The sequence below is a fragment of the Bradyrhizobium sp. LjRoot220 genome, from assembly GCF_964252915.1.
Lineage (GTDB): Bacteria > Pseudomonadota > Alphaproteobacteria > Rhizobiales > Xanthobacteraceae > Bradyrhizobium.
Window position 1 is genome coordinate 674,254 of sequence record NZ_CAXUPS020000003.1, and the last position, 13,878, is coordinate 688,131.

Below are 13,878 nucleotides of genomic sequence, written 5' to 3' on the forward strand. Positions count from 1 at the left end.
CCCGGCTTCATGTCAGATCGAGTTCGACCGCAAGCTTGTACTCGCCGGCCAGTGCGCGCAATTTGTCCCAGGTCGCGTCCTCAATTTCGATGCCGGAAATCCTGCGCTGCTGCTCGCGGATATATTCGACCTCGCCGGGATAGAACACGCCGGTGGAGCCCTCGGACGTTGGCGTCTGTTTCAGATAGCGCGCGAACTCGGCGACTTCCTTTTTGAAATCCTTCAGCGGCCGGAACGCCGCGACGTTGAACACCGCCATGAAGCATCCGTCATTGTGACGCCCGGTCGGCTCGACGCCGAAGCCGAGCCCGGTGAGCAGCCCGCACAGCACCTCGACCATCGCGGCAAGGCCGCTGCCCTTGTAGCCCTCGCTGCCACCGAGCGGCAGCAGCGCGCCGCCCTTCTTGTATTCCCTGGGGTCGGTGGTGTGCCGTCCCTCACTGTCGACGATCCACCCCTTCGGGATTTCCTCGTTGCGCGACACGGCCAGCGCGATCTTGCCGGCGGCCACCGCCGAGGTCGCCATATCCAGATAAAACGGTGCGTCGAGGTCGGACGGCACCGCAATCGAGATCGGGTTGGTGCCGAGCCGCGCCTCGCGGCCGCCGAACGGCGCCACGATCTTCGGCGAGCGGCCGGAGTCGGCGGTCGCAATGCCGATCATGCCCTCCTGCATCGCCATCAGGGGATAGGTGGCAAGCCGCCCGACATGGCTCTGGCGAAACACCGTGCAGGCGGCGACATTGGCGATCTTGGCCTTCTCGATCGTCAGCGCCATAGCCTTGGCGTTGACGTGAAATCCAAAGCCCCAATGGCCGTCGATCACGGTCGTGGTCGGCGATTCCTGCACGATGGTCCAGTTCGCGCCAGGTACGATATGGCCGGCCTTGATGCGGTCGATGTAGGTCGGGATCGCGATGATGCCGTGCGAATCGTGGCCGGCGAGGTTGGCGTTGACGCAGCCGACGGCCACGGCTGTGGCCTCTTCGTCCGATGCGCCGGCAGCCCTGAGCAATGCCGTGCCGATGCGTGTGAGACGGTCGGCTTGGATGATCGGCATGGGGTTTCCTCATCGAATGCCCGCGAGCAGCGGATCTTGCTTGTTGTTGCCGATGACATGGTCTCAAAGCGGTGGGGGGAGAGCAAGGGGCAGAATATCCGTACCGGGCATGCCCGGAAGACGGCCTCGCGCCAGATTTCATCTGACGAAAATAGGTTGTTGCCCGCGCAGGGAATCCTTGCCGGGCGTATCCCCGCCTTCATGGCTGACAAATCGTAAAACCAACCGTGTTTCTTCGGAGGTCCAGCTTCCGATGTTGGTCGGGCATTTACTCTAAATCGGAACTTCCAGCCGCCAATAACGACCATTTAGGCGTCTGGGGCGCATAAATCCCGCGGGAGCAGGTCCGTGGCCTGCTGGGAGCTCGAGAGCCGTGAAGACCAGTATCGCGCGTACATTTGCGGCGTTGAATGCGACCAACGAAGCGATTCTGTACGCGAAATCGCCGGAAGAACTGTACGCGAAGGTCTGCGAAGCCGCGTTCTCAGTCGGCGACTTCCTGGCCGTGGCGGTTTTCCTGCTGGAACCGGAAACCAATCTTCTGCGTTTCGCGGCCGGCTGCGGCGATGACGTACCCCGCCTGCGCAGCATCGACATTTCGGTCGTAGCCGGTACGCCCGAGGGATCCGGAGTTGCCGGACAAGCCTTCCGCGACGGGCGAATATGCGTCAGCAATGATTTCCTGAACGAGCCGCGCTCGCTGGCCTGGCGCGAGGGTGCCAAGGCCAATCAGGTGGGCGCCGCGGCGGCGCTACCGCTGACCTGCAATGGCGAGAGCGTCGGCGTGTTGCTCGTTTCGCGGCGCGAGGCGCACTCAATCGACGGGCAACTCGTCTCGATGCTGGAGCGCGTGTCGGCAAACATCTCATTTGCACTCGACAACTTCGACCATGAGGCCGCGCGCAAGAACGGCGAGCGCACCATGCGGCGGTTGAACCGGATGTTCGGCGCCATCAGCGCGACCAACGAAGCGATCCTGCGCGCCAAGACCGAACAGGAGCTCTACCAGCGGGTTTGCGATGCCGCGGTCTACAGCGGAAAGTCGATCGCAACGGTGGTCCTGCTGTCGGAGCCGGGTTCGATCTGGCTGAAGCCTGCGGCCGGCGCCGGCGAGAGCCTCGACCCGCTTACCCGGACGCGGTTCTCGATCGATGCCGACAATCAGTACGGCAAAGGGGTTGCCGGTCAGGCGTTCCGGACGCAGCGGCCTTGCATCGACCACGACATCGTGCAGGGCGGTCCGTGGCAGCAGCCGGGACGCGAGGCCGGCGTCGTCGCCAGCGTCGCCGTTCCGCTGATCAAGGCCGGACAGAGCGCCGGCGTCGTGATCTTCTTTGTCGGCAAGGCATGGGCGGCGGACGAGGAGATCATCGCGCTGCTGGCCCGGATCGCGGAGAACGTCTCCTTCGCGCTCGACAATTTCGAGCGCGCGGCTGCAAAGGCGAAAGCCGACGAACAGAAAGACCGGTTGACGCGGATGTTCGCCGCCCTTAGCGCGACCAATGAAGCGATCATGCGGGCGAGGTCGCGCACCGAAATGTTCGACCTGGTATGCGCGGCCGCCGCACAGGGTGGCAGGTTCAATTCGACGAGCATCCTCCTCGTCGGGCCCGACAGCGACTTCTTCAATCTCGTTGCCGCGGCCGGCCCGACAGCGGACAACGCCCGCCGTCTGAAGGTCTCAATCAGCGAGGCCGTTCCGGAGGGGCGCGGGGTCTGCGGGACGGCGTTCCGTTCGCGGCAGGCCTGCATCAATAACGACTTCCTGGCGGGCCCGCGCAACGATGCGTTCGATCATGTCATTAAGCATGATGGCGCAAGGTCGGGCGCCGCGTTTCCGCTTGTGGTCGACGATCGGATCGTCGGCGTGATGCTCTTCATTTCCTCCCAGCCAGAGACGTTTACCGCGGAGTTTGCCGAACTGCTGCAACGGCTGGCCGACAATGTGTCTTTTGCGCTCGAAAGCTTCGACCGCGCCGACGCAAAGGCGAACACCGAGCAACAGAAAGAGCGCTTGACGCGAATGTTCGCGGCGCTTGGCGCCACCAACGAAGCGATCATGCGGGCCAAGTCCAGAACCGAGCTGTTCGAACTGGTCTGCGAGGCCGCGACCGTTGGCGGCAATTTCACCTCAACGGCAATCGTGCTGGAGCGGCCCGGAGCCGAATTTCTGGAGAATGTCGCATCGGCCGGACCCGATCGAACGCGGGCCGGCAGGGTGAAATTGTCGACCGATGCCGGGAGGCCCGAAGGCCAGGGCATCACTGGCACCGCGTTCCGTTCCGGGCAGCCCTGCATCAGCAACGACTATCTGGGTGAATTCGGCGCCACCGCGCATTTCTACAAGGTGGTTCGAGACAGCGGGACCCGATCGGGCGCGGCATTGCCGCTGCTGAAGAATGGCAAAGCCATCGGCGTTATTGTGTTCCTCTCCAGCGAACTTGGCGCGTTCAGCCCTGAACTGATCGCTCTGTTGCGGCGCCTTGCAGAGAATATCTCGTTCGCCCTCGATAATTTCGATCGTGCCGACGAGAAGGCGAAGAGCGAGCACCAGAAGGACAGCCTGACACGCATGCTCGCGGCGCTCAGCGCGACCAATGAGGCGATTGTTCGGGCAGGATCACGCGACGAACTGTATCAACTGGTTTGCGAGGCGGCGGCGACCGGCGGCGGGTTCACCTCCACCACCATCGCGCTGGCCAAGACCGGCAGCGATTTTATGGAAATCGTAGCCGGCGCCGGTCCGACCGGCCAGAGCGCGCGTCAGGTCACCCTGTCGGTCAGTGAAGCGGAGCCGACGGGGCGCGGCGTATGCGGCATCACGTTCCGCACGGGCCAGGCCTGCATCTTCAACGACTATCTTGCCGATCCGCGGGCTGTGGCCTTCCACGAGAAGGCCCGCAGGGACGGCTCCAGGTCAGGTGCGGGGTTTCCGCTGTTCGTGCGCGGGCGGGTGGTCGGCGTTATGCTCTACGTTTCGCTCGAAAAAGACGCGTTCACGCCCGAATTTGCCGAACTGCTGCAGCGGCTCGCCGACAATGTGTCATTCGCGCTGGAGACCTTCGAGCGCGCCGATGAGAAGGCAAGGATGGAGGCCCAGAAGGAGAGCCTGACGCGCATGCTGGCGGCGCTCAGCGCGACCAACGAAGCGATCGTGCGGGCGACGACCCGCGGCGAGTTGTTCGAACTGGTGTGCCAGGCGACAGCCGACGGCGGCAAGTTCACGGCGACCACCATCGCGCTGACACGGCCCGACAGCGATTATCTCGAGATCGTCGCCACCGCCGGGCCGACCGCCGACAGCGCGCGCGAAGTGAGAATGTCGGTCAATGAGGCGCATCCGGAAGGGCAAGGGTGCACCGGGGTTGCGATCCGCTCCGGGCGGGCATGTTTCATCAATGATTATCTCGCCGATCCCCGCAGCCGGGCGTTTCACGTCCGGGCTCGAAGGGACAGCGCCAAAGCCGGCGCGTCCTTCCCGTTGATCGTGCGCGGCCGGGTGGTCGGCGTCCTCATTTTAATCGCCATCGAGAGGAATACGTTCACGCCCGAGTTCTCCGAATTGCTGCAGCGGCTCACCGACAATGTGTCGTTCGCGCTGGAGAATTTCGATCGCGCTGACGAGAAGACGCGGGCAGACGAGCGGATCGAGTACCTGGCTTCGCACGACAGTCTGACCAAGCTGCCGAACCGCGAGATGTTCAACGGGCTGCTGCGCCGGGCCATCGATGCCGCGGAGCGCTATCGGCGATCATTTGCGGTGCTGTTCATCGATCTCGACAGGTTCAAGGTCATCAACGACTCGCTGGGCCATGACGCCGGCGACATGCTGCTGGTGGAAATCGGCGGCAGGCTGCGCAACGCGTTGCGTTCGAGCGATGTGGTGGCGCGGCTCGGCGGCGACGAATTCGTCGTCATCCTGGAAGAAGCCGCCGAACGCCATGAGGTCGAGCGCATCGCCGGCGAGCTGTTGTCCGTGCTGGGCCAGCCCTTGCAGCTCAGCGGGCATGAGTGCCACACCACGGCCTCGATCGGCATCGCGATGTATCCGTCCGACGGCGCCGACATGCAGACGCTGACCAAGAATGCCGACATGGCGATGTATCTTGCCAAGGAGGACGGCAAGAACGGCTTCCGCTTCTTCACGCGGGAGATCAAGGTGCAGTCGATCGAGCGCCTGACGCTGGAGAGCGCCTTGCGCCGGGCACTGGAACGCGACCAGTTCTCGCTGCACTACCAGCCGAAGGTCGACATGGCGAGCGGCCAGATCACCGGCGTCGAGGCGCTGTTGCGCTGGAACCATCCCGAACTCGGCCTGGTGTCGCCGGGGCAATTCATTCCGCTGGCGGAAGAGACCGGGCTGATCGTGCCGATCGGCCGCTGGGTGCTCACCGAAGCCTGCGCGCAAAACATGGCCTGGCAACGCCGCGGCCTGCGGCCGGTGACGATGGCAGTCAATTTGTCGCCGCGCCAGTTCGCCGATGACAATCTGTTGCATGATGTCGACGAGGCGTTGCTGGCAAGCGGCATGTCGCCGGTGCTGCTGCAGCTCGAAGTCACCGAAAGCATGGTGATGCGCAACGTGACGCGGGCGATCAAGGTGCTCGACGCGGTCCAGAGCCGCGGTATCCGCCTTGCGATCGACGATTTCGGCACCGGCTATTCATCGATGTCGCTGATGAAGCAATTCCCGATCGACACCATCAAGATAGATCGTTCCTTCGTCCGCGATTTGCCAAACGATTCCGAGGACCAGGCCATCGCGCAGGCGATCATCAGCATGGGCAAGGCGCTGGGCATGACCGTCATCGCCGAAGGCGTCGAGACCATCGAGCAGCAGACATTCCTGCGCAATCACGCCTGCGACGAAATGCAGGGCTTCCTGTTCTCAAAGCCGCTGCCGCCGCGGCAAATGGCCGACATGCTTCGGAGCGAGCCGCAGCTTGCCTCGCCGCCGCTGCAACCTGAAGCCGGCGATGCCGGCGAATCGGCCTCGCCCTCAAGGCTGAAAAGCACTGTCGTCTGACGGCTGCGCATGCAAATCGCGCACGTCGGAATCGGTAGACTTCACCTTGCGCGAAAAGTCATACGGCCAGGGCTGGATGACCTGGCCTGCCATTGAATGGAACAGGACGCCCGCGCCATCGGCGTAAGTCGCGCCCTCGGGCAGGCCCAATCGGGCGCTCCAGCGCACCGGTAGTTCCAGGGCGATACCCCGCACCTCGACCGCCGGACCCCACCACCACGCCGGAGCGGGCGGCCGATCGTCCTCGGCGAGTGCCTGCCATCGCCCAAATTCGACGACCACGCGCTCGAATTGCAGTTTTGCCGCCGGATGCATCGGGGGGTCCTGTTCCCGGCCGATGATAACTTCATCCGCCGCCAGCGCAATGCCGATCAGAGCGTCACTGCCTGCCGTGCTGCCAGTGCGATGTCACGTCCGCGCCTGACTTATTGAGGTGAACGTGCTGGTCGACATGATCGACCCAATCAACCGGAATGAAGTGATGGTGCTGGCCGTCCGGCGAACTCTGCTTGGTCAGCTTGATCTTGTCGGCTCCCTCGAGGTGATCGACCTTTCCGACGGTTTTCTTGTCGGACGAGATGACATCCATGTGTTCCTTGATCTGTGAAGCGACGGCCATGTTGCGTCTCCCTTGAGTGGTCCTCATTGGAACGCGTCGGCGCTGGAAAGGTTTCTGATGCTTGTGGCTGTTGAACGAAATGTGCCCGGCAAGCGTCAACCATTCAGTAACCATAGGCCCCCAAATCCGTGATTCCCGGGGAGTTGGGCATCACTTCCACGAAATTAATCGTTGGAAATGTCGCTGCCGTTTCACGCGTTGTCGCAGCGGTCGATCGCGGGCTTGATCTGTTTATCTTAACGGCGAAGCGTTGTTTGAAGCGTTCGAGCGATCATCTATTATGTCGATCTCATCGGCATCGATCTCGATCGCCGAGTCGCACAGGACATCATGACGGGAAGTGGCGTGACCAAGAGCGTAGCATTGATGACCCCGACCTATCGTGGCGACCTCGAGCGCTTCGAATTGCTTTGCGAGAGCGTCGATCGGTTCGTCAGCGGATACGAACGGCATTACGTCATCGTCAATGACGATGACGTGCCGTTCTTTGCCCGGTTCGAGAATAGCCGTCGCATCGTGCTGCCAAGCTCGCGTTTCCTGCCGTCCTGGCTAAGGGCGTTGCCGCCTTTTATCTCGCGCAAGGGGCGCAGGACGTGGTGGTCGTTCCGGTCGGGCCCGCTCCATGGCTGGCATATCCAGCAGCTGCTCAAGATCGCGGGCGCGCTGCAGTTGCCCCATCAGCGCTATTGCATCGTCGATTCCGATAACGTGTTCTTTCGTCCGTTCGATGTGGCGGCCTACGCCGGCGCGGACCTGACCCCGCTCTACGTCGATCGTCTGGCGATCCCCGTCGATAAGCCGTTGCATCCGGTCTGGGTCCGGAACAGCGATCGCCTTTTGGGCGGAGGTCCCACCGCGTTCCCGGCCGACGACTATATCGGCAACGTCCTCGTCTGGGACAAAGCGACGTTGCGCGACATGACTGCGACGATCGAAGCCGTCACTGGAATGCCGTGGGCGGTGGCGCTCGGCAAGACGCGCTCGTTCTCCGAATACATTCTCTATGGCTACTTTGTGAACCAGTCGCCAACCCACCGGGCGACGCATCGGCTGACCACGCAAAGCCTGGCAACGCCCTACTGGTTTCCTGATCAGTTGGACGAAAAGGCGCTGCTCGCCATGGTCGACGAGTCACCGCCCGAGGTCGTCGCACTCTGCATCGAGTCGTTCTCTGCTACCCCGGTATCGCTCATTCGAAAGGCTGCCGGTTTGTCGGATAGCGACGCGCCGCTGCAGCCGCAAGGTTCCGCTTCGACGCAGGGCGCGAATGCGGTCGTGTCCAGGGAAGCCGTCTGAGGCCGGTCCGCACGTCTGTACAAACTCACCCGTTTTTGCGTGGGTGAGTTTTCTGATGCCAGGCCCAGGCGGTGCGGATGATGGTGGCAAGGTCGGAATAAACGGGGCGGAAATTCAGCGTTGCGTGCGCGGCCGAAGCGTCCGCCACCAAAAAGGTCGGGTCGCCGGCGCGGCGCGGCTTGACGACATGCGGGACTTCGCGCCCGGCCTCGGCCGCGATCGCCGCGAGGATCTCCCGCACCGAAAATCCCTGGCCGGTGCCGAGATTGAACACGCCGCCGGAATGCCCCGTCAGCAACAGTTTCAGCGCCAGCACATGGGCGGCGGCAAGGTCGGTGACGTGGATGTAGTCGCGGATCGCGGTGCCGTCCGGCGTCGGATAGTCGTCGCCGAATACCGCGAAGTCCGGCACGTGTCCCTGCAGCGCCATCATCGCGCGGGGAATGAGATGGGTTTCCACCTCGCGCTGCTCGCCGATGCCGCCGGCGGGATCGGCGCCGCTGGCGTTGAAATAGCGCAGTGCGAACGATCCAAGTCCATACGCGCCGCGATAATCGGCCAGTACCCGCTCGATCATCCATTTCGAAGCGCCATAGGGATTGATCGGCACGCAGGGGTAGTTTTCGGGTAGCGCCTTGCTGTCGGCATTGCCGTAGACGGCACCGGTCGACGAGAACACCAGACGGTTGCAGCCGGCCTCGCGCATCGCATCCAGCAGCGCCAGCGTGCCGGCGAGGTTGTTGACGTAGTATTTCCTGGGATCGACCACGGATTCGCCGACCAGGCTGGACGCGGCGAAGTGCATCACCGCGACGATGTTATGCTCGGCGAAGGCGCGCGCCAGCGTGGTCTTGTCGGCGATATCGCCGGTAACCAGCGCGCCCGCGACGAAGCTGTGGTGGCCGGTCGAGAAATTGTCGTAGCAGACCGGGAGATAGCCGGCCGCGTCCAGCGCCCGGCAGCAATGCGAGCCGATATATCCGGCGCCGCCGGTGACCAGTATGGCCGGACGATCGCCGGCAGGACTGGCGCCCATCAGTCCCGGGTCCGGTCGGTGACCGAGGGCCGGCTCTTGTTGAACAGCAGATAGAGCGCGCGCGGATTGGTGGTAAGATAGCGCCAGAACAGCCGGCGCGGTTCAAGCCAGATGCGCCAGGCCCATTCGAGCCCGGCCACCTGCATCCAATGCGGTGCGCGTGTCCGGCTGCCCGACAGAAAGTTGAACAATCCGCCGGAAGTCTTGATCACGCCGACGTTGCACAGGCGCGAGGTGTATTCCTCAACGAAGGCCTGCTCATAGGGAACGCCGAGCGCAAGCCAGAGGTAATCGGGCGCCAGCGCGTTGATTTCGTCGACCTTGGCCCGCAGCGCGTCGCCGCGGAAGAAGCCGTGCGAATGCCCGACGAGCTTCAGGTCCGGATAGAGCTTGCGAACGTTGGCCACGGCGGCGGCGTTCTCCCTCTCGTCGGCGCCGAACATGTAGAAGCTCAATCCGGCCGCCTGCGCCTTGCGGGCAACGACATGGAACAGGTCGGTGGTCGCGACGCGCTCGGGGAGCGGCGTCGACGATTTCAACCGCGACACCGTCACCAGCGGCTGGCCGTCGGCATTGATCAGGTCAGCGGCGCGAAACAGCCGGTCCGTCATCGGCTCGGTGGAGCAGCGCGCCAGCACCTCGCCATTGGCCGAGGTCAGATAGAGCGGGCGCGTGAGCCGGCGTTGCGGGAACACCATTTCGATCATGAAGTCCGCGGTCTGCTCGAGATCGAGCACGGCCAGCCGCAGCCCGCCCAGTGTGATTCGGGGCACGCCGGCAGTAGCGGCTCTCCCGAGGGGATTTAAGCGACGCTCACGCATACTGTTTGTCTCGCTGCCGGTTGACGGCCGTGGGGTTGAGTTCGTTGATGACGACACCGACCAGCTTGCGTTCGGTCTCGCCGAGCGCGGTGATGATGTCTTCCATGCTGTCGTTGATGTCGAGCTTGACGGGCAGGATCGCGATCAACCCATCGGTGGCGTCGAACAGCGCGTGGTCGGCCGGGCTCCACGGCATGGCGGGCCCGTCGAGCACCACCAGATCGTAGTCGCCCGAGCTGCGTGCCTGCGCGATTGTCTTGCGGATGGCCTCGCTTGCCTTGGTGTCCGAGGCCTTGACGGCCGGCAGGATCGAAATCCCGTTCGCAGTCTTGATGGTGCGCGCGGCCTTGACGGCAATATTGAGCCAGCCGAGGCGGCCGGTCTCTTGCTTGCCCAGGTGAGCCACCTTGTTCGACAGCGCATAGGTCTTTTGATCGGCGTCGATCAGCAGCACCCTGGCGCCGTCGCGGGCGGCCGAGAGCGCGACGTTGAGCGCGGCGATGCTGCGGTCCTCGGCACCGCCGGCGCCGATCACCGCCATGACCGGCGCGGTGTCTTTGGCCGCGCGCGCTGCCAGCGCGGTTCGAATGTCGCGCATGGTGTTGAGGAACGCCATCAGCGGGAAGCCGGCGCGCAGCGTCGGCCAGCCGAGCCGGCTGACATCGGGCGTGCCGCCGGTCGTCAGGATTCCGCCGAGCGTGCGCACCACGTCCGATTCCTGCAGCCGCGTGATCGACGGCTTCGCAATCAGGCTGACGGCGGGCTGTGGCCGGGCCTGCGGGCCCGGCGACTGTCTTGCAGCCGTGGCTCGCCGTTCCGTGACGGATTCAGCCGATGGATTGACCGGTGTGTTGGGGCGAACCGGGTTGGCGCCCGGCGCCAGCTGATCCACGGCGATGATCCAGGCGGCCGCGGCGGCCGCGCCGAGTACAAAGCCGATCATCGCGATCAGGCTCATGCCGGGCGGGAAGGTGCGGCGCTGCGGCACGGTGGCGTCGCCGATGATGCGGGCGCTCGACGTGTTCAAGGTTTCCTGCTCTTCGGTCTCGCGCGAGCGCTTGAGGAACGATTGATAGACGTCGCGGCTGGCTTCCACGTCGCGTTCGAGTTCGCGCAAGCGCACCGCGGCCTGGCTCATCTGAACGCTCTCGCGCTTTTGGGTGTCGAGCGCCTTGTTCAGCGAGGCCTCGTAATCCCGGGCGCGGGTCAGGTCGTTCTTTGCCGCCTGCAGAAAGCGGTCGGTTTCCTCGCCGATGGTCCGGCGCAGATCCTCGACCTGCTTTTCCATCTGGCGCAAGGCGGGATGGCGCGGTCCGAGCTCGCTCTGCAACTCGGCCTGACGCTTCCTGGCTTCGGCATACTGCGAACGCAGATTGGCGATAGTCGGCGATTGCAGCGCCTCGGGAATGGCGCCGGCGTCCGCCGTCGTCTTGCGGCTGGCTGCGATCTGATCGTATTTGGCCTGCGCATCGAGGGTCAGCGCCCGCGCCGCGGCGAGGCGCTGGTTGCTGGCGGAGAGCTGCTGGTCGCTGATCAGCGTGTCCTGCGTGCCGACGAAATTGTTCTGCGCCTTGTAGACCGCAAGCGTGTTCTCGGCGTTGCGCAGCCGTTCCTGCAATTCCGACAGCCGGCTGGACAGATCGCTGGTGGCGCGGCGGACCCGCGCGGCCTGCGATTGCGTGGTTTCGGTCAGATAGGCCTTGGCGATCGCATTCGAGAGCATCGCCGCTTTCACCGGGTCGATCGACCAGACGTCGATGTCGACGATGAAGGTCTTGTCGATCTTCTTCACGTTGATGTGGCGGATCAGGGCTTCCAGCGTCGCCATCTGAATGAGCTTGCGTTGCTCGGCGGTCGGACGCAGATCGATTCCGAACAGGCCCAGCAGCGTTCCGAACAGGCTCTTGCCGTCGTCGCCGCCGAACTCCGGATCTTTTTCCAGATTGGTCTCGCGGATCACCTGCAGCAGCACGTTGTTCGAGGTGATCACGCGCGCCTGGCTTTCGACCACCATCGCCAGGCCGGACAGGTCCGGGGCCCGCGGCGTCAGTTCGCGATCGACCAGCTGCAATTCGCGGGGATCGACGTAGAGCTGGGCTGTTGCGGTGTATTTCGGTGTCAGGCTCTTGCCGATCGCCACCGCGATGCAGGCGCAGAGCAGCGCCGCTGAGGCGATCGCGATCTTTCGCCGCCACAGCAACTGGACCAGATCAAGCAGGCTGAAGCCAGCCGATGCCGACATTGCGGCGGGTCTGGGATCAGGTTTGGCCTGATTTATCGGCTCGTCATAGATAAGCATCGACCCCAGCTTCCATTCGAACTGCCGCACACATCGGCTGAGGGGTTACTCTTCGCTTTACGCCACGCGCGCGGGACTTCGACGCGGAAACAACGCAACAGGGAAAATTAACCATACTCATTGAGGGACTATTCACCGAAATGGCAAACAAAGCGTTTAAGCGCGGGCGCATTGCAACGCCTCCGCCATGGTCAAAGCCGGGATCTTCCGGCGGGCCGCCGCCGCGAGGGCATGGTTGAGCAGGGCTGGCGAGCAGCCCCAGCGGCTCGGCTGTTCGGCAACGTCGTGGCCATAGAAAATTAACCATCCGTTATTGGTTTCGGCCTCGTCGAACAGGCGCTCGATCCCGGCGCGATCCATCTGGCCGTCGATCAGCGGCACGGCGCGAAGGAACTGCAGGTCGACAGCGCCGCTGTTGACGCCCGGCAGGATGCTGCGGCAGGTCTGGAACTGGTCCTTGAGCTGGTGTTTCCGCCCGAACGATCCGTAGCCGTAGGGATATGCGAAGGTGTCGGTCTCGATCGAGGCGTCCAGCGCGCGGAAGTACCCGCGATTGCGCATGATCTCATTGGCAAGCGAGGCCACATCGAGATCGCTGGCACGCAGGTGCGAGAACGTATGACAGCCGATCTCGTGGCCGCGGCGATGCAGCGAGAGGACGTCGTCAGCATCGCCGGTCGGCCATTCCGGCGTTTCGGCGCCGACCAGGCCACCCGACACGTAGAAGGTGCCGCGCGCGCCGTGCGCCTCGAGCAGATCCGCGCCGGTCGTCGCGGCGCTTTTCGGCAGGTCGTCAAAGGTAAAGCTGACCATCGGCGTGGCATTGCGCATCTGGAAAGGATCGGCGTGCAGATGCATCGCCAGCCCGTGGCTGACCTTCGCGCGTGCCTCGGACAGCATCGTGTACATCTTCAGTGCTTTCGCAAAATCACGTGATAGTCGCCATGCCGTACGTCGGTTTTGCCCGGCATGAAGAAGTTCATGACCCTGGCGGCGGCATCGATCAGGGCCGCGAACACCGGCTTGCGCCGGCGCATCTCCGGATAGCGCGGGCTCTCATACTGCTTGCGATAGATCATCTGCAGGCCGTGCCTGTCGGCGAAGGCTTCCAGGTTCGCCAGCGTGACCAGCGGATGAAAATGGGTCGGGAACGGCGCGCAGCCCGGCTGGCCGGCGTTCTTGTCGCCGCGCACATGGCGGTAGAACCAGACGTGGAACCAGTGCGGCGAATATTTGGTGACGACGCCGGACAGCGACCGCGGATTCGGCGCGCCGATCAGGATCAATCCGTTGTCCTTTAATGAATGGCAGAAGCCAAGCAGCGCCGCTTCCACGTCGGGCACGTGCTCGATCACGTTGTAGCAGATCACGAGATCGACGCTGCCGGGCGCGAAGCGATAGGTCTGGATGTCGCCGAGGATCGTCTGCTGCGCGTAATCGTTGTTGCGGATCTGGTCTTCGTCGATATCGACCACGGTGACGTGGGCGCGCTTCAGCACGCTGAGCGGCAGGAAGCTGGTCGAGCCTCCGCCGGCCTCATAGATCTTGAGGTCGGTGGCGGGCAGTTTCGCCTCGAGAATGCTGTGAACGGTCAGCAGGCTCTGCCGGGCCTCGCCGGGCGGCAGTTCGAGCAGCGACTGCGGATGCAGCGCGGCCGGCCTGTCGGCGGCGTCAGTGAAAGCCGAATGAATGGGATCGAGGGCAAATGTCTTGGTCATTCG

Annotated in this window: 10 protein-coding genes; 2 read left to right on the top strand and 8 right to left on the bottom strand. The window is 63.7% G+C overall.

Translation table 11 applies throughout. The features are described 5' to 3' along the window. Positions 1-7: 7 nt before the first annotated feature. Positions 8-1,060, bottom strand: coding sequence for an Ldh family oxidoreductase (locus tag ACSQ84_RS17345; protein ID WP_436212890.1), 1,053 nt, complete (start codon positions 1,058-1,060; stop codon positions 8-10). A 373-nt stretch (positions 1,061-1,433) separates the two neighbouring features. On the opposite strand from ACSQ84_RS17345, the gene ACSQ84_RS17350 reads away from it, so the two are divergent. Beyond that, complete coding sequence (locus ACSQ84_RS17350; protein ID WP_436212891.1) at positions 1,434-6,086, top strand: bifunctional diguanylate cyclase/phosphodiesterase; 4,653 nt, start codon at positions 1,434-1,436, stop codon at positions 6,084-6,086. Here the strand turns inward: ACSQ84_RS17350 and ACSQ84_RS17355 are convergent. Together ACSQ84_RS17355 and ACSQ84_RS17360 are read right to left on the bottom strand one after the other, a co-directional pair. Beyond that, positions 6,060-6,401: a hypothetical protein gene (locus ACSQ84_RS17355; RefSeq protein ID WP_436212892.1), complete on the bottom strand. Its 342-nt coding sequence runs from the start codon at positions 6,399-6,401 to the stop codon at positions 6,060-6,062. The genes ACSQ84_RS17350 and ACSQ84_RS17355 overlap by 27 nt on opposite strands. A 64-nt stretch (positions 6,402-6,465) precedes the next feature. Continuing rightward, positions 6,466-6,705, bottom strand: a complete 240-nt coding sequence (locus tag ACSQ84_RS17360; RefSeq protein ID WP_436212893.1) for a DUF2171 domain-containing protein — start codon at positions 6,703-6,705, stop codon at positions 6,466-6,468. A gap of 345 nt (positions 6,706-7,050) precedes the next feature. Here ACSQ84_RS17360 and ACSQ84_RS17365 point away from each other — a divergent pair, with 345 nt between their 5' ends. Then, positions 7,051-8,001 carry a DUF6492 family protein gene (locus tag ACSQ84_RS17365; RefSeq protein WP_436212894.1) on the top strand — a complete coding sequence of 317 codons (951 nt, stop codon included), beginning with the start codon at positions 7,051-7,053 and terminating at the stop codon, positions 7,999-8,001. A gap of 25 nt (positions 8,002-8,026) precedes the next feature. On the opposite strand, the gene galE is transcribed toward ACSQ84_RS17365, so the two are convergent. The 5 genes from galE to ACSQ84_RS17390 all read right to left on the bottom strand — a co-directional run bounded on the left by galE (position 8,027) and on the right by ACSQ84_RS17390 (position 13,875). Further along, a complete protein-coding gene (gene galE, locus ACSQ84_RS17370) occupies positions 8,027-9,037 on the bottom strand; it encodes a UDP-glucose 4-epimerase GalE (protein WP_436212895.1) in 1,011 nt (336 codons plus the stop codon). After that, the gene (locus tag ACSQ84_RS17375; protein ID WP_436212896.1) at positions 9,037-9,858 is read right to left on the bottom strand and encodes a WecB/TagA/CpsF family glycosyltransferase; all 822 of its coding nucleotides are present in this window, start codon (positions 9,856-9,858) and stop codon (positions 9,037-9,039) included. The genes galE and ACSQ84_RS17375 overlap by 1 nt, the downstream gene beginning before the upstream one ends. Beyond that, positions 9,851-12,157 (bottom strand): exopolysaccharide transport family protein, encoded by a 2,307-nt coding sequence (locus ACSQ84_RS17380; protein WP_436212897.1) that lies wholly within the window; start codon positions 12,155-12,157, stop codon positions 9,851-9,853. Before ACSQ84_RS17380 ends, ACSQ84_RS17375 begins: the two co-directional genes overlap by 8 nt. Before the next feature lie 156 nt (positions 12,158-12,313). Then, positions 12,314-13,057 (bottom strand): polysaccharide deacetylase family protein, encoded by a 744-nt coding sequence (locus ACSQ84_RS17385; RefSeq protein WP_436212898.1) that lies wholly within the window; start codon positions 13,055-13,057, stop codon positions 12,314-12,316. An 11-nt stretch (positions 13,058-13,068) separates the two neighbouring features. Then, positions 13,069-13,875, bottom strand: coding sequence for a class I SAM-dependent methyltransferase (locus tag ACSQ84_RS17390; RefSeq protein ID WP_436212899.1), 807 nt, complete (start codon positions 13,873-13,875; stop codon positions 13,069-13,071). Between the last annotated feature and the right edge of the window lie 3 nt (positions 13,876-13,878).